Genomic DNA, 19,340 nt, shown 5'->3' on the forward strand with positions numbered 1-19,340 from the left:
GGTGGTCGGTGGTGGTCAAACCCGCTCGTACGAGTGGTCCAATCGGGCAGACGGAGGGTGAAGATACGTTTCTCCATTCACCCGAACGTGGGACGGTGGTCGTACCGGTGGCGCGGGTGGCGTAGCGGGGTGCTCCTTTCTGCCACCATCTGTGAGCGCCCGGTAACAGGGCGCTCATGAAGCTGCGCGGCCCCGCCGCGCGAGCCGCCGTCCTGTCCCCTCCGTCGAGGAGTCGTCCGCCGTGGGTCCACACCCCGCAGTCGCAGCGATACGCCTGGCCGTCCGCCGCACGCTCACCGACCTCGCCGCCGAGGCCGGTACCACCTTCACCGCGCCCGTGCGTGAGCCCCGCCAGCGTCCGGCCGGGGCGCCCCTGGTGGGCGCCGCCGTCGGCACCACCCTGATCGGCAACGCCGCCCGGCACCCGTCCGGACTGCCCCGGACCCCGGCCGCCCCCGGCTCGCCGCTGGTGCTGGTCGCCGTCAGCGGCGGCGCCGACTCGATGGCGCTGGCCATCGCCGCCGCCTTCGAAGCCCCCAAGATCGGCCTGCGGGTCGGCGCCGTCACCGTGGACCACGGCCTGCAGCCCGGCTCCGCCGACCGGGCCGCCCAGGTGGCCGAACGGCTGCGCTCGCTCGGCCTGGACCCGGTCGAGGCGATCCCGGTGCGCGTCGGCCGGTCCGGCGGCCCGGAGGCCGCCGCCCGGGACGCCCGCTACGCGGCCCTGGACGCGGCCGCCGAGCGGCTCGGCGCGCTCGCGGTGCTGCTCGGCCACACCCGGGACGACCAGGCCGAGACGGTGCTGCTGGGCCTGGCGCGCGGTTCGGGCTCCCGCTCGTTGGCCGGGATGCCGGCGCAGAAGGGCCGCTACCGCCGCCCGCTGCTGGAGCTGGACCGGGCGGCCACCCGGCAGGCCTGCTCCGCCCAGGCGATCCCGGTCTGGGACGACCCGCACAACTGTGATCCCGCCTACACCCGCTCCCGGGTCCGGCACGAGGTGCTGCCGGTGCTGGAGAAGCACCTGGGCGGCGGGGTGGTCGAGGCGCTGGCCCGCACCGCCCGGCTGTTCCGCGACGACGCGGACGCCCTCGACCAGTGGGCCTCCCTGGCCGAACGCGACCTCCGGACGGGTGAGGGCGCCCTGGACGCGGTGAAACTCGCCGAGCTCCCGCCCGCGGTCCGCCGCCGGGTGCTGCGCCGGGCCGCGCTGCGGGCGGGCTGCCCGGCCGGGGACCTGTTCGCGCGGCACCTGGAGACGATCGACCTGCTGGTCACCGGATGGCGCGGCCAGGGGCCGCTGCACCTACCCGGGGGCGTCGAGGCCACCCGCAGGTGTGGCACGCTGGTCTTTCGGCGGCAGGGCGACTGACGGGCGGGCATGTCCCGGGGTAGTCGGCCGCCGGCCACACAGACCCCGAACGTTTGAGGACGTATCCCCGGTGGACCAGAACGACATGGGCGCTGACCTCGCGAAGGTGCTCATCAGCAAGGACGAGATCGACGCCAAGCTCCTGGAGCTGGCCGAGCGCATCGACCGGGACTACGCAGGCAAGGATCTGCTGATCGTCGGCGTCCTCAAGGGGGCTGTGATGGTCATGGCCGACCTCGCCCGGGCCCTGCACTCGCAGGTCACCATGGACTGGATGGCGGTGTCCTCCTACGGCATGGGCACCAAGTCCTCCGGCGTGGTCCGCATCCTGAAGGACCTGGACACCGACATCGCCGGCCGGGACGTCCTGATCGTCGAGGACATCATCGACTCCGGTCTGACCCTGTCCTGGCTGCTGGGCAACCTGAGCTCGCGCGGCCCGGCCTCGCTGGAGGTCTGTGCCCTGCTGCGCAAGCCGGACGCGGCCAAGGTCGAGATCGACGTGAAGTACGTCGGTTTCGACATTCCGAACGAGTTCGTGGTCGGCTACGGCCTGGACTACGCGGAGAAGCTGCGTAACCTGCCCTTCATCGGGACGCTCGCCCCGCACGTCTACGGGGGCTGAGGGCTCCGTTCGGGCTACGGGTGGGAACAGGAGCCGGTTCCCGCCCGTTGGACCGGGGGGACCAAGAACGACGGCCGTGTCGCTGCGCTCCCGCCATGGGCGGGTGCGACTGCGGTACGGTCCATTAAAACCGCTCTTCACATGAGCACCGACCAGGATGCGCCGGCGGCACCCAGCCCGCGGCGCCGCTGAGTGGCAGGAGGGACGGGGCGGCAACGCCCCGCATGGATGGACGTCAAGCGATACTTCCGTGCGCCGATCATGTGGATCGTGCTGGCCGTCCTCGCCGTCATCGTTTTGATGCAGGTCGTTTCGGATTCGAACGGCTACAAGACGGTGGACACCGGTCAGGTCGTCGCGGCGATCGACGCGAAGCAGGTCAAGTCGGCGCAGATCACCACTGGTGACTCGAACACGATCAAGATCCAGCTGAAGGACGGCGCCACGCTGTCCAACGCCGGTACCGGCAAGACGCCGTCCGGCAGCAAGTTCCAGGCCTCGTACATCGGCGACCAGGGTGTTGCGATCGCCGACAAGCTCCAGGCCCAGATCAACGACAACGACCAGAGCACGCTCGCCGAGGGCTACACCATCAGCCCCGAGAAGCAGAGCACCTTCGTCAGCCTGCTGCTGTCGATGCTCCCGATCGTCATCATCGTCCTGGTCTTCCTGTTCCTGATGAATCAGATGCAGGGCGGCGGCTCCCGGGTCATGCAGTTCGGCAAGTCCAAGGCCAAGCTGCTCACCAAGGACACCCCGAAGACGACCTTCGCGGACGTCGCGGGCGCCGACGAGGCGGTCGAGGAGCTCCACGAGATCAAGGAGTTCCTCCAGGAGCCGGCCAAGTTCCAGGCCGTCGGCGCCAAGATCCCCAAGGGTGTGCTGCTCTACGGCCCGCCCGGTACCGGCAAGACCCTGCTGGCGCGTGCCGTCGCGGGCGAGGCCGGGGTGCCGTTCTACTCGATCTCCGGCTCGGACTTCGTCGAGATGTTCGTGGGTGTCGGCGCCAGCCGCGTCCGCGACCTCTTCGAGCAGGCCAAGGCGAACGCCCCGGCGATCGTCTTCGTCGACGAGATCGACGCCGTCGGCCGGCACCGCGGTGCGGGTCTGGGCGGCGGTCACGACGAGCGCGAGCAGACCCTCAACCAGCTGCTGGTCGAGATGGACGGCTTCGACGTCAAGGGTGGCGTGATCCTGATCGCGGCCACCAACCGCCCCGACATCCTGGACCCGGCGCTGCTGCGCCCGGGCCGCTTCGACCGCCAGATCGCGGTCGAGCGCCCCGACCTCCAGGGCCGGCTGGACATCCTCAAGGTGCACCAGAAGGGCAAGCCGATCGCGCCCGACGTCGACCTCTCGGCCGTCGCCAAGCGCACCCCCGGCTTCACCGGCGCGGACCTGTCGAACGTCCTCAACGAGGCCGCTCTGCTGACGGCCCGTTCGGACAAGAAGCTGATCGACAACGGCATCCTGGACGAGGCGATCGACCGCGTCGTGGCCGGTCCGCAGAAGCGCACTCGGATCATGTCCGAGAGGGAGAAGAAGATCACCGCGTACCACGAGGGCGGCCACGCCCTGGTGGCGGCGGCGTGCCCCAACAGCGACCCGGTGCACAAGATCACGATCCTCTCGCGCGGCCGGGCCCTCGGCTACACCATGGTGCTGCCGGACGAGGACAAGTACTCCACCACCCGCAACGAGATGCTCGACCAGCTGGCCTACATGCTGGGCGGGCGCGCGGCGGAGGAGCTGGTCTTCCACGACCCGACCACCGGCGCGTCGAACGACATCGAGAAGGCCACCGCCACCGCCCGGGCCATGGTGACCCAGTACGGCATGACCGAGCGGCTCGGTGCCATCAAGTTCGGCTCGGACAACGCGGAGCCGTTCCTGGGCCGTGAGATGGGCCACCAGCGCGACTACTCGGAAGAGGTCGCCGGGCTGGTGGACGAAGAGGTCAAGAAGCTCATCGAGAACGCGCACAACGAGGCCTGGGAGATCCTGGTCGAGAACCGCGACGTGCTCGACAACCTGGTTCTGGAGCTCCTGGAGAAGGAGACCCTGAACAAGGAGCAGATCGCGGAGATCTTCGCCACGATCGTGAAGCGCCCGGCCCGGCCGGCCTGGACGGGCTCGTCCCGTCGCACGCCGTCCACCCGGCCTCCGGTGCAGTCCCCGAAGGAGCTGGCGCTCACCAACGGCGCCGCCGCGATCGACACCGCCCCGGTGGACATCGTGAAGCTCCCGCCGCTGCCGACGTCGGAGCCGCCCGCCGAGGGCTGATCCCGCGCACCGTACGGAATGGATGCCGCGTCACCGGGGTTTGTACCCTGGAGACGCGGCATCCGTGCTGTTCAGCAAAGTCGTCCCAAGTAAGCGAGGCCCGCATGATCGACCCGGTGACGCTCGACGGTCCACCCACCGTCGGGACCTTCGACCAGAAGCGGGCCGAGAACGCCATCCGCGAGCTGTTGCTCGCCGTGGGTGAGGACCCGGACCGCGAGGGGCTGCTGGAGACCCCGGCCCGGGTCGCGCGCGCCTACAAGGAGATATTCGCGGGCCTCTGGCAGGAGCCCGAGGACGTCCTCACCACCACCTTCGACCTCGGGCACGACGAGATGGTGCTCGTGAAGGACATCGAGCTGACGTCCGTCTGCGAGCACCACCTGGTGCCGTTCCGCGGTGTGGCGCACGTCGGGTACATCCCGTCCGCCAGCGGCAAGATCACCGGCCTGTCCAAGCTGGCCCGGTTGGTCGACGTCTACGCCCGCCGCCCCCAGGTGCAGGAGCGGCTGACCAGCCAGGTGGCCGACGCGCTGATGCGGATCCTGGAGCCGCGCGGGGCGATCGTCGTGGTCGAGTGCGAGCACATGTGCATGTCGATGCGCGGCATCCGCAAGCCCGGCGCCAAGACCATCACCTCGTGCGTCCGCGGCCAGCTGCGCGACCCGGCCACCCGGGCCGAGGCGATGAGCCTCATCATCGGCCGATAGCGGAACGGCCGGCCGGTCCCCTCGGACCGGCCGGCCGTCACCCGGCTGCGTCACCTGCCCGCGTCAGCCGAGCCGCTCGCCGATCCACTCCAGCGAGGACGGCAGCTCACGGGTCCAGCTGTCGAAGTTGTGGCCGCCGTCGTCCAGGTAGAGCGAGTCGACCTTGAACTGCGGGTTGGCCGCGGCGACCTGCTGGGCGTGGTCGACGAACTGGAGGGTCTGCGCGAAGTCGCCCTCCTTGCGGGAGGAGACCACCAGCAGCGAGAGGGCTGGGGCCGGGAGGTTCGTCAGCCGCCAGTCGAGGTCGCTCTGCTGGGCCAGGGCGGCGTCGCCGGCGAACAGGTCACCGCCGGTGAACTGGTCCGCCTTGACCTTGTACTCGCCGTGCAGGCCCACCCCGATGCCGTAGACGTTCGGGAAGCGCATCGCCAGCCGCAGCGCGCAGCTGCCCCCGGTCGAGTAGCCGAAGACGGACCAGGAGGCGGCCGAGCGGCCGGTCCGGTAGCTGGTCCGGAGCGCGTCCGGCAGGTCCTTGGTGAACCAGGTCTCGGCGCGCGGGCCGCCGGGGACGTCCACGCACTCGGTGTCGCGCGGCGGGGCGACGGTCGGGCGGGCCATGACCACGACGGTCGGCGGCATCTTGCCGGACTTCCGCAGCTCGGCCGCGGTGCGCAGGAGCGGCAGCTCCTTGATCAGGTTGAGCGAGGTGCCGGGGAAGCCGGAGATGGCGACCAGGACGGGGAAGCGGACCAGGGCGAACTTCGGGTCGAAGTACTCGGGCGGCAGGTAGACGAACAGCTGGTCGGACAGTCCGGTCTCCTTGCCGGTGACCCGGACCGATTCGACCTTGCCGACCTCCTCGGGCGGGCCCTTGGGCAGGTCGGCGACGGTCTCCAGACCGCCCTCGTCGGTCGGCTGGAGCTGCGTGTCCGAGGCCGGGGCGTCGCCCTTGTGGTTCTCGTTGCTGGTCAGCGCGAGCTTGGCGCTGCCGGGGCTGAGCAGGTCGTCCCACGAGGTGTAGAACCCGAAGGAGTTGTTCACCGCCAGCGCCAGCACGGCCACGACCGCGACTTGAGTGACGGTCAGCAGGCCGATCCGGCCCAGGACGGGCAGCGGGCGCTGGCGCGCCAGTCGCGGCCAGAGCCACAGGGTGGTGACGAGAGCCGCAGCGCCGAGTGCGAGCAGCGAGTTCACCAGCGCTTCGCTGGTCAGTTCCATGCCGTCGGCCTTCCGGTGGGACACTGTCGGTGCACGCCTCATCGTCTGGCGGTCCGTCAGCTCCGGCCACCGCGGCTAGGCTGTCCGGATGCCCGGGCGAGCTGGGAGGGCGGGGGGAGCCGCAGGCAACCGGCGCCCTAGAATGCGGCGTCCACCGTACGTACGGCGTACCGGAGGACCCTGCCGCGCCACGCGGCGGCAGGCCCTCGGCTCCGTCCCCGGCTCCACCGCAGCGCGCCCACGGCACCGGTTTACCGACCGTTTCCGGGTCCTTGGTATGCGCATTGCCTGATGAAGGAAAAGGCATTGAAGGTCCATCACACGTGCTCCCCCGGAGTGACCGGACGGCGTCCCGCAGCCTCTACGCTGAGCTTCCATGAGCGTTCCCGTGTCCGTTGAGCCGAGCCCCGAGCAGCCGCGTCGTCGACGCGGCCTGCAGACGCTTCGCACCCAGGCGGCGGCTGTTCCGAGGGCCTGGCTGCCCGGCGCGGTCGGGTACGCCTGTCTGCTGATCGGCCTGGTCGACATCGCCAGCGCGGTGTTCCCCAAGCTCCGGCACTCCAAGATGCACACCTTCACCGGGCAGCTGCCCGGCGGCACCACCTCGCTGGCCGCGGTCGGGACGATGATGGTCGGCCTGCTGCTGGTGCTGCTCGCGCACGCGCTGCGCCGGCGCAAGCGGCGGGCCTGGCGGGCGGTGTGCGTGCTGCTGCCGGTCGGCGCCGCGCTGCACATCGTGCGCTGGCACCAGGTCGGCCCGGCGGTGGTCTCGCTGGCGGTCTTCGTGGTGATGCTGGTGCACCAGCGCGAGTTCTACGCCAAGGCCGACCCGCGCACCCGCTGGCGGGCGCTGGTCAACCTGATCGTGATGGGCGCCGTCAGCGTGCTGCTCGGCCTGCTGATCGTGAGCACCCGGACCAAGTACGAGATCGGCTACCCGGCCCTGCCCGAGCGCCTCCAGCACGTCGTGTACGGGCTGTTCGGCTTCGAGGGGCCGATCCGATACAACAACGTCCGGATGTCCGACCTGGTCGCCTACCTGCTCGGCGGGCTGGGCCTGCTGACCGCCTTCACCACCGCCTACCTGGCGCTGCGCCCCGGCAAGCCCAAGCCGGAGCTGACCCCGGAGGACGAGGAGAAGGTCCGCGAGCTGCTCACCCGGCACGGCGAGCGCGACTCGCTCGGCTACTTCGCGCTGCGCCGCGACAAGAGCGTGCTGTTCTCGCCCACCGGCAAGGCCGCGATCTCCTACCGGGTGGTCTCCGGCGTGATGCTGGCCTCCGGCGACCCGGTCGGCGACGTCGAGGCCTGGCCGGGCGCGATCAAGGTGTTCATGGCCGAGGCCCGCGAGCACGCCTGGGTGCCGGCCGTGATGGGCTGCAGCGAGGTCGGCGGCGAGGTCTGGACCCGCGAGGCGGACCTCGACGCGCTGGAGCTGGGCGACGAGGCGATCGTCGACACCGCCACCTTCTCGCTCGCCGGCCGGGCCATGCGCAACGTCCGCCAGATGGTCAAGCGGATCGAGCGCAACGGCTACTCCTGCCAGGTGCGCCGGGTCAGCGACCTCACCCTGGAGGAGAAGCACCGGATCGCCGACGCCGCCGCCCGCTGGCGCGGCACCGACACCGAGCGCGGCTTCTCGATGGCCCTCGGGCGCTTCGGCGACCCGCTGGACGACGACTGCGTGGTGGTCACCGCCCACAAGGCCCCGGAGGAGGGGGAGGGCGGCGACGACCTGAAGGCCGTGCTGCACTTCGTGCCCTGGGGGCCGGACGGCATCTCGCTGGAGCTGATGCGCCGCGACCGCGCGGCCGACCCGGGCCTGAACGAGCTGCTGATCGTCGCCGCCCTCCAGGCCGTGCCCGCGATGGGCGTGCGCCGGGTGTCGCTCAACTTCGCGATGTTCCGCTCGGCGCTGGCCCGCGGCGAGCGGATCGGCGCCGGCCCGGTGCTGCGGGCCTGGCGCGGACTGCTGGTGTTCCTCTCGCGCTGGTTCCAGATCGAGTCGCTGTACAAGTTCAACGCCAAGTTCCAGCCCGAGTGGGAACCGCGCTTCCTGGTCTTCCCGAACACCCGGGACCTGCCGCGGATCGGCTTCGCCGCGATGCAGGCCGAGGCCTTCATCACCCTCGGCATGCCGCGCTTCGGCCGCCGGCGCCAGCGGGAGGGCCTGATGCCCACCCCGGGCGCCCGCGACGTCACCGAGGCCGCCTGAGGCACCGCCGCGACCAACGGGGCCCCCGCCGAGAATCCTCGACGGGGGCCCCGTTCGATAATGGGCGCATGAGCAACTCGCCGTCCTTCTCGCTGCCGGCCGGACTGCCGCGGCTCGACCGCTGCGCCGTGATGGGTGTGGTCAACGTCACGCCCGACTCCTTCTCGGACGGCGGCCTCTGGCACGACCCCGCCAAGGCGATCGCGCACGGGCTCGCCCTGCGCGCCCGCGGCGCGGACCTGGTGGACGTCGGGGGCGAGTCCACCCGGCCCGGCTCGCAGCGGGTGCCCGAGGAGGAGGAGCTGCGCCGGGTGCTGCCGGTGGTGCGCGAGCTCGTCGCCGCCGGGGTCGTGGTGTCGGTCGACACCATGCGGGCCTCCGTCGCCGAGCAGGCCGTGGCGGCCGGTGCCGCGCTCGTCAACGACGTCTCCGGCGGGCTCGCCGACCCGGCGATGGCCCGGGTGGTCGCCGACACCGGCGCGCCGTTCGTGGTGATGCACTGGCGCGGCCAGTCCGCGGACATGGAGCGGCTGGCGGTCTACCGGGACGTGGTGACGGACGTCGTCGCCGAGCTGGCCGTCCGGGTGGACGCGCTGCTGGCGGCCGGGGTCAAGGAGGACCAGCTGATCCTCGACCCGGGCCTCGGCTTCGCCAAGACCCCCGAGCACAACTGGGCGCTGCTCGGCCGGCTGGACGCGCTCACCGCGCTCGGCCGTCCCGTCCTCGTCGCCGCATCGCGCAAGCGGTTCCTGGGTACGCTGCTGGCCGACCCGCAAACCGGGGCGCTGCGCCCGGCCCGGGAGCGCGACGACGCGACCGCCGCGGTGTCGGTGCTGTCGGCCCAGGCCGGCGCCTGGGCGGTGCGGGTGCACGACGTGTCCGGCACGGCGGACGCCGTCCGGGTGGTCGCGGCCTGGCAGCACGCGGCCCGGCAAGGGGTGAGGGAGGGTCTGTGACAGGTGACGGCAGGCTGAGCGGCGGAACGGCCGGCCAGGCCCGCGAGGCGGACCTGGAGGCGGTGCTCGCGGCGAACCAGGCGCTCTACCAGGCCCTGGAGGAGGGGGACCTGGAGGCGGTCGAGGACGCCTGGCTGGGGGCCGCGGACGCGGACGACAAGGGCGGCGTGGTGTGCGTGCACCCCGGCTGGCCGGTGCTGCGCGGGCGGGCGCAGGTGACCCGCTCGTACATGCTGATCATGATGAACACGGAGTACATCCAGTTCTTCCTGACGGATGTCGAGGCCGAGGTCCACGGAGATGTGGCCCTTGTCACGTGCACCGAGAACATCCTCTCCGGCGGCGAGGCGGAGGAGGAGGGGGAACTCGGTCCGCTGGTCGGTGGAAAGGTCGTGTCGACGAATCTGTTCCGCCGTACCCCGGGCGGGTGGAAGCTCTGGTCGCACCACGGTTCACCCGTTCTGACCAGCGGCGACGACGAGGACGAGGACTGATTCGGGCGGCCTTCGGAAAACGCGGCCGGGAGGTCGCCCGGGAATTCCCGAGTGGTCACCGAACGTTCACGTCAATCGCCATTCCGGTGCGCGTGGCGACGGTTCGTGCCGGGTAGGACGGTCAGACGTTGTCAGCGCCCGCGGGTAGATTCGAAACGGAGTGGCGGGTGTGCTGCCCGCCTTCGCCCCGCTCGTCCATGCCATTCTCCGGGTGGGGCCCGTCCGACTGGGAGCAGTGATTCGTTTGCTGGACCGCGTCACCCTGCGGGGGCTGCGTGCCCGGGGCAACCACGGCGTCTTCGAGCGCGAGCGCATCGAGGGCCAGACCTTCGTGGTCGACCTCGTGCTGTACCTGGACACCCGCCCCGCCGCGTCCGGCGACGACCTCACCCGCACGGCGCACTACGGCCTCGTGGCCGAGGAGGTCACCGCGATCATCGCGGGGGAGCCGGTCGACCTGATCGAGACCCTGGCCCAGCGCATCGCCGACCAGTGCCTGAAGCACGAAGCGGTCGAGGAGGTCGAGGTGACCGTGCACAAGCCCGACGCCCCGATCACCGTGCCGTTCGACGACGTGACCGTGACCATTCACCGGGGCCGCGCATGACCGCCGCCGTGCGCCCCGTTCCAGTTGCAGAGGGATCTCGATGAGCACCAGCGACCCGACCGCCTCGCCGACCACGTTCGACCTGGAGAGCCGGGTGGACTCCGCCGACACCACACTGCACAGCCAGCGCTGCGCGGTGATCGCACTCGGCAGCAACCTGGGCAACCGCCTGGACACCCTCCAGGGCGCCGTCGACGCGCTCGCCGACACCCCCGGGCTCAAGATCAAGGCCGTCTCCGCGGTCTACGAGACCGAGGCCGTCGGCGGCCCGGACGAGCAGCCCAACTACTACAACGCGGTCGTCGTGCTGCGCACCTCGCTGCCGCCGCGCGACCTGCTGGAGCGTGGCAACGCGATCGAGGACGCCTTCGGGCGGGTCCGGACGGTGCACTGGGGTCCGCGGACCCTGGACGTCGACATCCTGGCCTACGAGGGCGTGCTCAGCGACGACCCGCAGCTGCTGCTGCCGCACCCGCGCTCGCACGAGCGGGCCTTCGTGCTCGCCCCCTGGCTGGACGCCCAGCCGGAGGCCGAGGTGCCCGGGCACGGGCAGGTCGGCGAACTGCTGGACGCGCTCGGCGGCCCGGGCGCGCAGGGCGTCCGGCGGCGGGACGACATCCGGCTGACGCTGCCGGAGTGACCGGCCCCGGCCCGGCGGCCCGGTGAGGGCGGCCGGGGAACTCGACCGGGGGGCCCGGCCGTACGAGTAGGTGTCCGCCGTTCGCGCGGGTGTCCGCCCGGTCGGGCCCGGTACGGTGGCCTGGCGCCGCCGTGCCGGGCCACCGGGCGGCGGCCGGCTCTGGTAACCCCGGGAAGGACCTCCTCCGAGTGAAGCTGCTTCGCCTACGCCTGCTGGTCGGCATCACCGCTGCTACCACGGCGCTGTCCTGGGCCGGTGCCAAGCTCTGGGCCTCCCTGGACACGCTGCCGGCCGTGCCGGTCGCGGCGCCGGTGGTGCTGGCGGCGGTGGCGGTGGTCCTGTTGGCGACCGCCCTCTCGCTGCGGTCCCGGCTGAAGGCGGTGCGCGAGCGGCAGCCCGGCGCGAAGGGCGTCGACCCGCTGCTGGCGGCCCGGGCGGTGGTGCTGGGGCAGGCCAGCGCGCTGGTCTCGGCGGTGGTCACCGGCGTCTACGCGGGCGCGGGGATCTTCCTGCTGGGCGAGCTGGACGTGTCGGCGCGCAAGGACCAGGCCGTCACGGCCGGGCTCGCGGTGCTGGCGGGGGCCGCGGTGATCGCGGCGGCGCTCTGGTTGCAGCACGTGTGCAAGCTGCCGGAGAACCACGACGATCCGGGCGGCCCGGCGCCCTCGCCCCGCTGAACAGGTCTTTTTTCGTGATCTTGAGTGAAACGCCGGGCACGTGCGGTAAAACTTGCGCACTGTCAAGGGCGGAAGAGGACCCTGGGCTGACACGGCCCCAATTCGCACGCTAGTTTCTTGGCATGTCTCGCGGACGCCACCGTCATTCCTCCGTCCTCGGCCGGATCTTCCCCCCCACCGCCGCCGGCGTGCTGCTCGTCGCCGCGCTGGCCGCTCTGCTCTTCAGTCAGGACGCCGTCCTGGTGCGTTCGGTGGGTGTCGCGGCGGTGGTCGCGACGCTCGGCTTCGCGCTGCTGCTGCGGCAGCGGGACAAGGCGGCCCGGGCGGCCGCCGAGATGGCTGCGGCGCAGCGGCTGCGGGCCGAGGAGCGCTTCGAGGAGCAGCTGGCGGAGGCCGAGTACGCGGCGGAGGTCGCCGAGGAGCGGGCCACCCGGTTCGGGCGGCGGCTGACGGCGGAGAAGTCACGGCTGGCGAAGGCCGAGACCGAGATCGCCCGGCTGCTGCGGGAGCGGGCCGTGGCGGTGGCCGAACAGGCGCTCAAGGAGGCCGAGGCGGCCCAGCGGGCGCTCGCCGCGAGCCGCCCCAAGTATCCGGCCAGCCCGGCCGCGTTCGTCCGTGCCGCGTCCGTGCTGCGGCTGCTGGAGCGGCGGGCGGCGGAGCAGGAGGCGCGGCGGGAGCGGACGGCGGGCTCGGAGGTCGCGCTGCGGGCGCGTACGGCGCCGGCCGCTGCGGCCCCGGCGCCCGCGCCCGCTGCGGTGGCGCCCTCGGTGCCGGCGCCGGTGGCCCCCGCGGTGCCCACTCCGGAGCAGGCTCCGGTGGCACAGGCACAGGCACAGGCACAGGCACAGGACCAGGACCAGGCACAGGACCAGGCCCCGGCGCCGGTGCGGCCCGCGCCGGTGCGCCCGGCGCTGACCGCCACGGTCGGGCAGCTCGGCGGGACGCCGTCCGCTCCGGTCGCGGCGCCCGCGCCGGTGGAGCGGCAGCGGCCGCGGTCGGCGCAGTCCGGGGCGGTGCGCGGGCCGGGCTTCAGCTTCTTCGGCCGGGGTGCGGGCGCGGCCGTGCGGGCGGCGGCCCCGGCGCCGGCGGTGGGCAGCGTCGCCGAACTGGGCGAGCGCACGGACCTGGCCGACGTGGTGGGCGACGAGGCGGTGGCCGCGCAGGCGAAGGCCGAGGCGCAGGAGGCCCAGGAGGCTCGTGAGGTGCAGGAGGCCGTGGCCGGCTCGCAGGCGTCGCAGCCGGCGGCCGAGCCGGCGCCGGGTGCGCCCGCGGTGGTGGACCTGACCCCGGAGGACGAGACCGAGCTGATCCAGCTGCCGGAGCTGCGTGCCTCGCGCTAAGGGCCCTCTTTCGGATCACGCCGGGCGCGCGACGTGATCCGAAAGAGAGCCCCTAGGGCCTGAGCCCGGGCCGGGTGCGCGAAAGCGGCGCGGGACGTCGGTGTGACCGATGTCCCGCGCCGCTCTCGTTCCGGCGGTGTGCCGGGCCGGGAGGGGCCCGGCGGGGCGTCAGAGCTGGACGCCGAAGTCCTGGGCGATGCCCGCCAGGCCGGAGGCGTAGCCCTGGCCGACGGCGCGGAACTTCCACTCGCCGCCGTTGCGGTAGAGCTCGCCGAAGATCATGGCGGTCTCGGTGGCGGCGTCCTCGGAGAGGTCGTAGCGGGCGATCTCGGCGCCGCCGGCGGCGTTCACCACGCGGATGTACGCGTTGCGGACCTGGCCGAAGCTCTGGCCGCGGGCGACCCCGTCGTAGATGGTGACGGGGAAGGTGATCTTGACGGCCTCGGCCGGCAGGCCGGCCAGGTTGACGTTGATCGACTCGTCGTCGCCGGCGCCCTCACCGGTGCGGTTGTCGCCGGTGTGCACGACGGTGTTGTCCGGGCTGCTGGTGTTGTTGAAGAAGACGAAGTGCCCGTTGGAGAGCACCTTGCCGTCCGCGTTCAGGACGATCGCGCTGGCGTCGAGGTCGAACTCGGTGCCGGTCGTGGTCCGGACGTCCCAGCCCAGGCCGACACTGACCGCGGACAGGCCCGGGGCCTCCTTGGTCAGCGAGACGTTGCCACCCTTGGAAAGGCTCACTGGCATGGCGATTGCAGTCCCTTCGTTCGCTTTTTCCGGGACAACGCAATACCCCGGTGGGTTGGTTCCGCGAAGTCCGTGAATTCTTCGTGGACGCCAATCCACTGGCAAAGGCCTGACAATGCCCTGGTCAGATCCGGGGGAACCGGCCCTGCAGCGACCAGATGTTCGGATTGTCGGCCAGCTCGGGGTGCATATCGAAGAGGTCGGCGAGGGTGTCCTGGAGGAAGTCCCGGGCCTCGCGCCGCAGCTCGCCGTGGCGGACCACGGCGGGCGGCTCGTCCGGCAGCCAGGTCGCGGTGATCTCGACCCAGTTGAAGCGGCGGGCGAACCGCAGCAGCTCGGTGTTCTGGGTGAAGTCGAGGTCCGCGGTCTGCACCCGGGCGGCCCGGCCGCCGTCCGGGTCGCGGTCCAGCTCCTCGGCGATGTCGCACAGCGCCCAGGCGAAGTCGAGCACCGGCACCCACCCCCAGCCGGTGGACAGCTCGGCGCCCTCGGCGTCCAGGTAGACGTCGCCGCAGAACAGGTCGTACCGCAGGGACCGCACCGGGGCGGAGCGGTAGTCCGTCTGCGGGGGGTCGGGGAAGCGGTTGGAGAGGGAGTAGCCGAGCTCGATCACGTACGCCATTGTCCGGGCTGCGGGCGGTGGAGCGGAACCGGGCCGCCGGCCGTCGCGGATAACCGGGTGACCGGGCGGTGCGGGCGCGGGATGATGGACGCATGCCCGAGCCCATCCGCGTACGGGGGTCGGTGGTCGTCCCCGACACCGAGCTCGTCTGGCGCTTCTCGCGTTCCTCCGGCCCCGGTGGCCAGCACGTCAACACCTCCGACAGCAAGGCCGAGCTGCGCTACGACCTGGCGGCGTCCAAGGCGCTGCCCGAGGTGTGGCGCGAGCGCGCGCTGGAGCGGCTGGCCGGGCGGCTGGTGGACGGCCGGGTGCTGGTGATCCAGGCCTCGGAGTTCCGCTCGCAGTGGCGCAACCGGGAGGCGGCCGCGGCCCGGCTGTCGGCGGTGCTGACCGAGGCGTGCGCGCCGCCGCCGAAGTCCCGCCGGGCGACCAGGCCGAGCCGGGGGATGGTCGAGCGCCGGTTGTCCAACAAGCGGCGCCGCTCCGAGCTGAAGCAGGGGCGGCAGTCGCCGCGGGGCGGCGAGTAGCCGGGGCGGCTCAGCCGAGGGCGCGGTAGCCGCCGCGGAAGTAGAGCAGCGGCCGGCCGGCCGGGCTGGGTACCGCGGCCTCCAGGACGCGGCCGAGCAGCAGGGTGTGGTCGCCCGCCGGTATCCGCTGTTCGGTGCGGCACTCGACGGTGGCGAGCGCGCCGTCGATCAGCGGGGCGCCGGAGCGGGGGCCGCGGTGGTGCGGGGTGTCCGCGAACAGCAGCCGGTCGCTGAGCCGGCCCTTCATGGCGAAGCGGGAGCCGAGCGCCTTCTGCCCCTCGGTGAGCAGCGAGACCGCCCAGGTGTCGGTGCGGGAGAGCACCTCGTCCATCCGGGAGTCCTCGCGGACCGAGATCAGGACCAGCGGCGGCTCCAGCGACACGGACAGGAAGGACGTGGCGGTCATGCCGACGTCCTCGCCGTCCTCCGGATCGTGGACGGTCACCAGGCTCACGCCGGAGGCGAGCTGGGAGAGTGCCGCCCGGAACTCGTCGGGCGTGGCGTGGGAGGCAGCTTCGGGCTGCGGGGACGAGTACACGTACCGCACGGTAGTCGGCGTCCGCCGGAATCGGCATCGGGCCGAGGTCGTAGGACCAGCGGCGCACGGGGCGGGGTTGCGGCCGGGTTCGGGACTCACCCTCAGGAGTGAAGCAAGGGGCCTGCCGGGCGGCAGCGGGCTTCAGCGCGAGGCCGATGCGGTCGACCAAGGGAAATATTCCGATAGCGCTTTATGTCCCGCTATGGGGCGGATGAGCTGATTAAGGGTGCATTAGTGTCGTGTGATTTAAGTCACAAGTGATGGCCTATTGCTGACCGAGCGTGCCGAACGCTGTGCTCCCTGTGATTCAGTTCTTCTGGCAATCGGACGATAACCAATCAAGAACTATCCGAAGCAGCCGGGGAGCCCCCGCATGGAAGCCGAGTCGGAGCCGTACGTCCGTCTCGCGACCCTCCGCACCTTGCACCGGGTCGTGGCGGACCTCAACGCTGCCCGCAGCCTGGCGGGCACGCTGCAGGCCGTCGTCGAGGGTGCGGTGCACGGGCTCGGCTTCGACGCCGCCGCGGTCAGCCTGGTCCGCCCGGACGGGGACCTCGTGGTGGCGGCCGTCTGGGAGCTGGAGGAGAGCACCATGGGCGGCCCCTCCGTCCTGCTCGGTCAGGTCGGCTCCCGGGAGTCCTGGGACCGACTGCTCGGCGTCAGCGACCACTGGGGCACCCTGCGCTTCCTGCCGTACGACCGCGGCTGGGCCGTCGCCAGCGACATCCCGCGCTGGATCGGGGACGGCCCGCTGCCCGTCTACGCCAACGACTGGCACCCCGCCGACGGGCTGCTCGCCCCGATGTACAGCGCCGGCGGCGACCTGCTCGGCGTCCTCTCGGTGGACCGCCCGCGCAGCGGCAAGCGGCCCGGGGCGTGGACCCGCGAGGCGCTGGAGATGTTCTCGCTGCAGGCCTCCATCGCGATCGGCAACGCCCGGCTGCGGGCCGAGATGCAGCGCGCGCTGGCCCGCCTGGAGAAGGAGCAGCAGGCCCTGCGGGCCAGCGAGGAGAGCTTCCGCCAGGCCTTCGAGTACGCGCCCAGCGGGATGGCCATCACCGAACTGCACGGCGCCGGGCGCGGCCAGCTGACCAGGGTCAACGACGCGCTCTGTCGCCTGCTCGGCCGACCCCGCGCGGTGCTGCGCCAGCAGAGCTTCGCCGACCTCGTGCACCCGGAGGACCGGGCGCTGCTGGAGCGCACCAGCGCCGAGAGCGGCCGGGCGGAACTGCGGTTGTCCCGGCGGGACGGCGGCTACCAGTGGGTGTGCCTGCGCAACTCGATCGTGGCGGACGCGGCCGAGGGCCCGAGCTTCCTGCTCACCCACGTCGAGGACATCGAGGACCGCAAGCGGCACGAGTTCCAGCTCGCCCACCGGGCCAGCCACGACGCGCTCACCGGCCTGCCGAACGGCGCCGAACTGAAGGCCCGGCTGGGCCGCCGGCTCTGTGCCGAGCCGCAGACCGTCGGGGCCCCCGCCGGGCCGGGCGAGCCGGCCTACCCGGCGCCGTACGGCTACCCGGCCGACTCCTACAGCGCGCACGCCGCGTACGACCGGTTGGAGGGCGCGGACCCGTACGGCGGGCCGGTGCACGGCTACGGGATGCCCGAGGGCGGCCCGCCGTACGGCCTCGCCCCGGGCTACGGGGAGCACGTGCACGCGGTGGTCCCGGCCGACCAGGGCCCGGGCGGCGAGGCGTGGTCCGCACCGTTCCGCTCCGGCGTCGCGGCGTCGCTGGACAAGGGGCTCGCGGTGCTCTTCTGCGACCTGGACGGCTTCAAGTCGATCAACGACCGGTTCGGCCACAACGCGGGCGACGCGGTGCTGGTCGAGGTCGCCCGGCGGCTGAGCCAGGCCGTCCGGGACGGCGACACGGTGGCCCGGCTCGGCGGCGACGAGTTCGTCGTGCTGGCCGACGGGATCGGCCGCGAGGAGGCCAAGGACCTGGCCCACCGGCTGCGGGGCGCCATCATCCCGCCGATGCGGATCGACGGCCGGGCGATGCGGGTGGGGGTGAGCCTCGGGGTCGGCTGGGCGGGCTGCGGGATGAGCATCGAGGAGGTGCTGCACACCGCGGACGAGCGGATGTACGACGAGAAGCGGGCCCGGGGCGGCGCGGTGCGCGGCGCGCGGGGCGAGCGTTCGCACCGACGGGCGGGCTGAACCCGCCGGTCCTGGTTACCCACGGGTTGTCAAGGGCTCTTTTCCGGCTGTCACAAAGGACAGGTAGGGTTCCCGGGTACGACAGCGTCCATGATCTGCGCCGGCGGCCCCGCATCCCGGCGGCGCGAACCGGATGGGGGAGTTGACCACCGTGACGACCGCCGGCAACAACGGAGCGCCCGAGGGCGGTGCCCCGCAGGACGACGACCCGTTCGGCTACCTCTACCGCCCGGCGGAGGGTGCCTCCGGGCAGCCGGCCGAGCCACAGCAGGGCGTGCCCCGGACGCCGTACAGCCGTCCGATGGAGGTCGGCCGGGCCCAGTACGGGCAGCAGCCCTACCAGCCGCGGCCGCAGCAGCCCCAGTACGGCCAGCAGGCGGGGCCGCAGCAGGGCTACCCCGGCGGCCAGCAGCCGTACCCGCCGCAGCAACAGCAGCCCGAGTACGGCACCGCGCCCACCCAGCAGACCCGTTACGCCGAGCACTCCCGGCCGCAGCCGGGGGAGGACCGGTCGAGCAGCGGCCGGAGCAAGGGCGCGGTGATCGGCGCGGTCGCGGTGGTCGCGGCCATAGCGATCGGCGCGGGGATCGCGCTCTCCACGGGCGACCCGGACGGCGACAAGACCGCCAAGGGCGGCGCCCAGACCACCGCCGCGGCTCCTCCCAGCACCCCGGCGACCGGCAGTTCGTCCCCGACCGCCTCGGCCTCGGCGAGCACCACCGCCCCGGCCGGCCCGTTGACCGTGGACGCGGGCCAGCTCCAGGCCCAGAACGCGCCGTCCGGCAACGGCGTCAAGGGCGCCAAGTCCGCCGACGGCAGCTACCTGACGCTCCAGCCGGGCGGCTCGGTGACCTGGAGCGGCGAGGTCGCCGCGGCCGGCACCTACAAGCTGAACGTGCACTACAACAACACCGGCGGGGACCTGAAGGGCGCCGCCTCGGTGAACGGCAAGGACTGGCCGAGCGGGCTGCTCTTCAAGAACTACGCGTCCGGCAAGGACCCGGCGTCCTCCTGGTTCAACACCTGGATACTCCCGCAGCTCCAGGCCGGGGCGAACACCATCACCTTCACCGTGCCCTCCGGTTCGATCCTGATCGACCAGATCACCCTCGAACCGAATGCGACCGGTTGATCGGCAGAGCGGCTGACCGGCTGACCGGCTGAGCCGGAACGCGAGACGGCCGCCCGTCCCCGTGGGGGAAGGGCGGCCGTCGGCGTTCCGGCGGGCCGTCAGGCGGGCTTCACCACGTCGAAGCGCTCGCCGCCGAGGACCCAGCGGCCGCGGCGCATGACGGCGACCAGGTCGTAGCCCTCGGAGTCGAGCACGACCAGGTCGGCCTGCTTGCCGGCCTCCAGCGAGCCGATCGAGTCGGCGAGGCCCAGCAGGCGGGCCGGGGTGGCGGACAGCGACTCGACGGTCTGGTTCAGCGTCAGGCCGTTGACGGTGAGCGAGCGCTTGAACGCGACGTCCAGGGTGAGCGTGGAGCCGGCGATGGCGCCGCCCTCGACCAGCCGGGCGACGCCGTCCTTGACCTCGACCTGGAGCGGGCCGAGCGGGTAGAGGCCGTCGCCCATGCCGGCCGCGCCCATCGCGTCGGTGATCAGGGCGAC

The 19,340-nt window shown here is 72.5% G+C and carries 19 protein-coding genes; 14 read left to right on the forward strand and 5 right to left on the reverse strand.

Translation table 11 applies throughout. The features are described from left to right. Positions 1 to 241: 241 nt before the first annotated feature. The 4 genes from tilS (at position 242) to folE (ending at position 4,987) form a co-directional block, all read left to right on the forward strand. A complete protein-coding gene (gene tilS, locus AB0P03_RS31785) occupies positions 242 to 1,369 on the forward strand; it encodes a tRNA lysidine(34) synthetase TilS (RefSeq protein ID WP_363586575.1) in 1,128 nt (375 codons plus the stop codon). Between the two features lie 70 nt (positions 1,370 to 1,439). Next, complete coding sequence (gene hpt, locus AB0P03_RS31790; RefSeq protein ID WP_063348252.1) at positions 1,440 to 1,994, forward strand: hypoxanthine phosphoribosyltransferase; 555 nt, start codon at positions 1,440 to 1,442, stop codon at positions 1,992 to 1,994. 228 nt (positions 1,995 to 2,222) lie between these two features. Beyond that, positions 2,223 to 4,277 carry an ATP-dependent zinc metalloprotease FtsH gene (gene ftsH, locus AB0P03_RS31795; RefSeq protein ID WP_363586576.1) on the forward strand — a complete coding sequence of 685 codons (2,055 nt, stop codon included), beginning with the start codon at positions 2,223 to 2,225 and terminating at the stop codon, positions 4,275 to 4,277. 104 nt (positions 4,278 to 4,381) lie between these two features. Next, positions 4,382 to 4,987, forward strand: coding sequence for a GTP cyclohydrolase I FolE (gene folE, locus AB0P03_RS31800; protein WP_063348250.1), 606 nt, complete (start codon positions 4,382 to 4,384; stop codon positions 4,985 to 4,987). Between the two features lie 63 nt (positions 4,988 to 5,050). Here folE and AB0P03_RS31805 read toward each other — a convergent pair whose 3' ends face one another. Beyond that, positions 5,051 to 6,205: an alpha/beta hydrolase-fold protein gene (locus tag AB0P03_RS31805; RefSeq protein ID WP_363632092.1), complete on the reverse strand. Its 1,155-nt coding sequence runs from the start codon at positions 6,203 to 6,205 to the stop codon at positions 5,051 to 5,053. A 376-nt stretch (positions 6,206 to 6,581) separates the two neighbouring features. On the opposite strand from AB0P03_RS31805, the gene AB0P03_RS31810 reads away from it, so the two are divergent. The 7 genes from AB0P03_RS31810 (at position 6,582) to AB0P03_RS31840 (ending at position 13,134) form a co-directional block, all read left to right on the forward strand. After that, positions 6,582 to 8,420 carry a phosphatidylglycerol lysyltransferase domain-containing protein gene (locus tag AB0P03_RS31810; RefSeq protein WP_363632094.1) on the forward strand — a complete coding sequence of 613 codons (1,839 nt, stop codon included), beginning with the start codon at positions 6,582 to 6,584 and terminating at the stop codon, positions 8,418 to 8,420. 68 nt (positions 8,421 to 8,488) lie between these two features. Continuing rightward, positions 8,489 to 9,376 (forward strand): dihydropteroate synthase, encoded by an 888-nt coding sequence (folP, locus tag AB0P03_RS31815; protein WP_350885208.1) that lies wholly within the window; start codon positions 8,489 to 8,491, stop codon positions 9,374 to 9,376. Then, positions 9,373 to 9,870, forward strand: a complete 498-nt coding sequence (locus AB0P03_RS31820) for a nuclear transport factor 2 family protein (protein ID WP_063348246.1) — start codon at positions 9,373 to 9,375, stop codon at positions 9,868 to 9,870. The genes folP and AB0P03_RS31820 overlap by 4 nt, the downstream gene beginning before the upstream one ends. Positions 9,871 to 10,117: 247 nt before the next feature. Continuing rightward, the gene (gene folB / locus AB0P03_RS31825; protein ID WP_063351209.1) at positions 10,118 to 10,477 is read left to right on the forward strand and encodes a dihydroneopterin aldolase; all 360 of its coding nucleotides are present in this window, start codon (positions 10,118 to 10,120) and stop codon (positions 10,475 to 10,477) included. Between the two features lie 40 nt (positions 10,478 to 10,517). Further along, positions 10,518 to 11,117 (forward strand): 2-amino-4-hydroxy-6-hydroxymethyldihydropteridine diphosphokinase, encoded by a 600-nt coding sequence (gene folK, locus AB0P03_RS31830; RefSeq protein WP_363586580.1) that lies wholly within the window; start codon positions 10,518 to 10,520, stop codon positions 11,115 to 11,117. A 188-nt stretch (positions 11,118 to 11,305) separates the two neighbouring features. Further along, positions 11,306 to 11,794 (forward strand): DUF3180 domain-containing protein, encoded by a 489-nt coding sequence (locus AB0P03_RS31835; protein WP_363586581.1) that lies wholly within the window; start codon positions 11,306 to 11,308, stop codon positions 11,792 to 11,794. 122 nt (positions 11,795 to 11,916) lie between these two features. Beyond that, the gene (locus tag AB0P03_RS31840; RefSeq protein WP_363632096.1) at positions 11,917 to 13,134 is read left to right on the forward strand and encodes a hypothetical protein; all 1,218 of its coding nucleotides are present in this window, start codon (positions 11,917 to 11,919) and stop codon (positions 13,132 to 13,134) included. 168 nt (positions 13,135 to 13,302) lie between these two features. On the opposite strand, the gene AB0P03_RS31845 is transcribed toward AB0P03_RS31840, so the two are convergent. Next, a complete protein-coding gene (locus AB0P03_RS31845; RefSeq protein ID WP_350885215.1) occupies positions 13,303 to 13,878 on the reverse strand; it encodes a TerD family protein in 576 nt (191 codons plus the stop codon). Positions 13,879 to 14,002: 124 nt separating this feature from the next. Beyond that, complete coding sequence (locus AB0P03_RS31850; protein ID WP_363376723.1) at positions 14,003 to 14,491, reverse strand: hypothetical protein; 489 nt, start codon at positions 14,489 to 14,491, stop codon at positions 14,003 to 14,005. Positions 14,492 to 14,592: 101 nt separating this feature from the next. On the opposite strand from AB0P03_RS31850, the gene arfB reads away from it, so the two are divergent. Continuing rightward, the gene (gene arfB, locus AB0P03_RS31855; RefSeq protein WP_363586583.1) at positions 14,593 to 15,027 is read left to right on the forward strand and encodes an alternative ribosome rescue aminoacyl-tRNA hydrolase ArfB; all 435 of its coding nucleotides are present in this window, start codon (positions 14,593 to 14,595) and stop codon (positions 15,025 to 15,027) included. A gap of 10 nt (positions 15,028 to 15,037) precedes the next feature. Here the strand turns inward: arfB and AB0P03_RS31860 are convergent, their stop codons facing one another. After that, positions 15,038 to 15,565, reverse strand: a complete 528-nt coding sequence (locus AB0P03_RS31860; RefSeq protein ID WP_350885220.1) for a flavin reductase family protein — start codon at positions 15,563 to 15,565, stop codon at positions 15,038 to 15,040. 373 nt (positions 15,566 to 15,938) lie between these two features. Between AB0P03_RS31860 and AB0P03_RS31865 the strand changes: the two genes are divergently transcribed. After that, positions 15,939 to 17,729 (forward strand): diguanylate cyclase, encoded by a 1,791-nt coding sequence (locus tag AB0P03_RS31865; protein WP_363632098.1) that lies wholly within the window; start codon positions 15,939 to 15,941, stop codon positions 17,727 to 17,729. 142 nt (positions 17,730 to 17,871) lie between these two features. After that, the gene (locus AB0P03_RS31870) at positions 17,872 to 18,861 is read left to right on the forward strand and encodes a hypothetical protein (RefSeq protein WP_363586584.1); all 990 of its coding nucleotides are present in this window, start codon (positions 17,872 to 17,874) and stop codon (positions 18,859 to 18,861) included. A 98-nt stretch (positions 18,862 to 18,959) separates the two neighbouring features. On the opposite strand, the gene AB0P03_RS31875 is transcribed toward AB0P03_RS31870, so the two are convergent. Next, positions 18,960 to 19,340, reverse strand: a 381-nt coding sequence (locus tag AB0P03_RS31875; protein WP_363632100.1) for an amidohydrolase family protein, incomplete at its 5' end; no start/stop codon positions are given.

The sequence above is a fragment of the Kitasatospora sp. NPDC088779 genome, from assembly GCF_040685395.1.
Taxonomy (GTDB): domain Bacteria; phylum Actinomycetota; class Actinomycetes; order Streptomycetales; family Streptomycetaceae; genus Kitasatospora.

Excerpts from the sequence above, each read along its gene's own strand:
- AB0P03_RS31810 (WP_363632094.1), top strand. The coding sequence starts at position 6,582 with ATGAGCGTTCCCGTGTCCGTTGAGCCGAGCCCCGAGCAGCCGCGTCGT.
- folK (WP_363586580.1), top strand. The coding sequence starts at position 10,518 with ATGAGCACCAGCGACCCGACCGCCTCGCCGACCACGTTCGACCTGGAG.
- AB0P03_RS31840 (WP_363632096.1), top strand. The coding sequence starts at position 11,917 with ATGTCTCGCGGACGCCACCGTCATTCCTCCGTCCTCGGCCGGATCTTC.
- arfB (WP_363586583.1), top strand. The coding sequence starts at position 14,593 with ATGCCCGAGCCCATCCGCGTACGGGGGTCGGTGGTCGTCCCCGACACC.
- AB0P03_RS31865 (WP_363632098.1), top strand. The coding sequence starts at position 15,939 with ATGGAAGCCGAGTCGGAGCCGTACGTCCGTCTCGCGACCCTCCGCACC.
- AB0P03_RS31845 (WP_350885215.1), bottom strand. The coding sequence starts at position 13,878 with ATGCCAGTGAGCCTTTCCAAGGGTGGCAACGTCTCGCTGACCAAGGAG.
- AB0P03_RS31805 (WP_363632092.1), bottom strand. The coding sequence starts at position 6,205 with ATGGAACTGACCAGCGAAGCGCTGGTGAACTCGCTGCTCGCACTCGGC.
- folE (WP_063348250.1), top strand. The coding sequence starts at position 4,382 with ATGATCGACCCGGTGACGCTCGACGGTCCACCCACCGTCGGGACCTTC.
- folP (WP_350885208.1), top strand. The coding sequence starts at position 8,489 with ATGAGCAACTCGCCGTCCTTCTCGCTGCCGGCCGGACTGCCGCGGCTC.
- ftsH (WP_363586576.1), top strand. The coding sequence starts at position 2,223 with ATGGACGTCAAGCGATACTTCCGTGCGCCGATCATGTGGATCGTGCTG.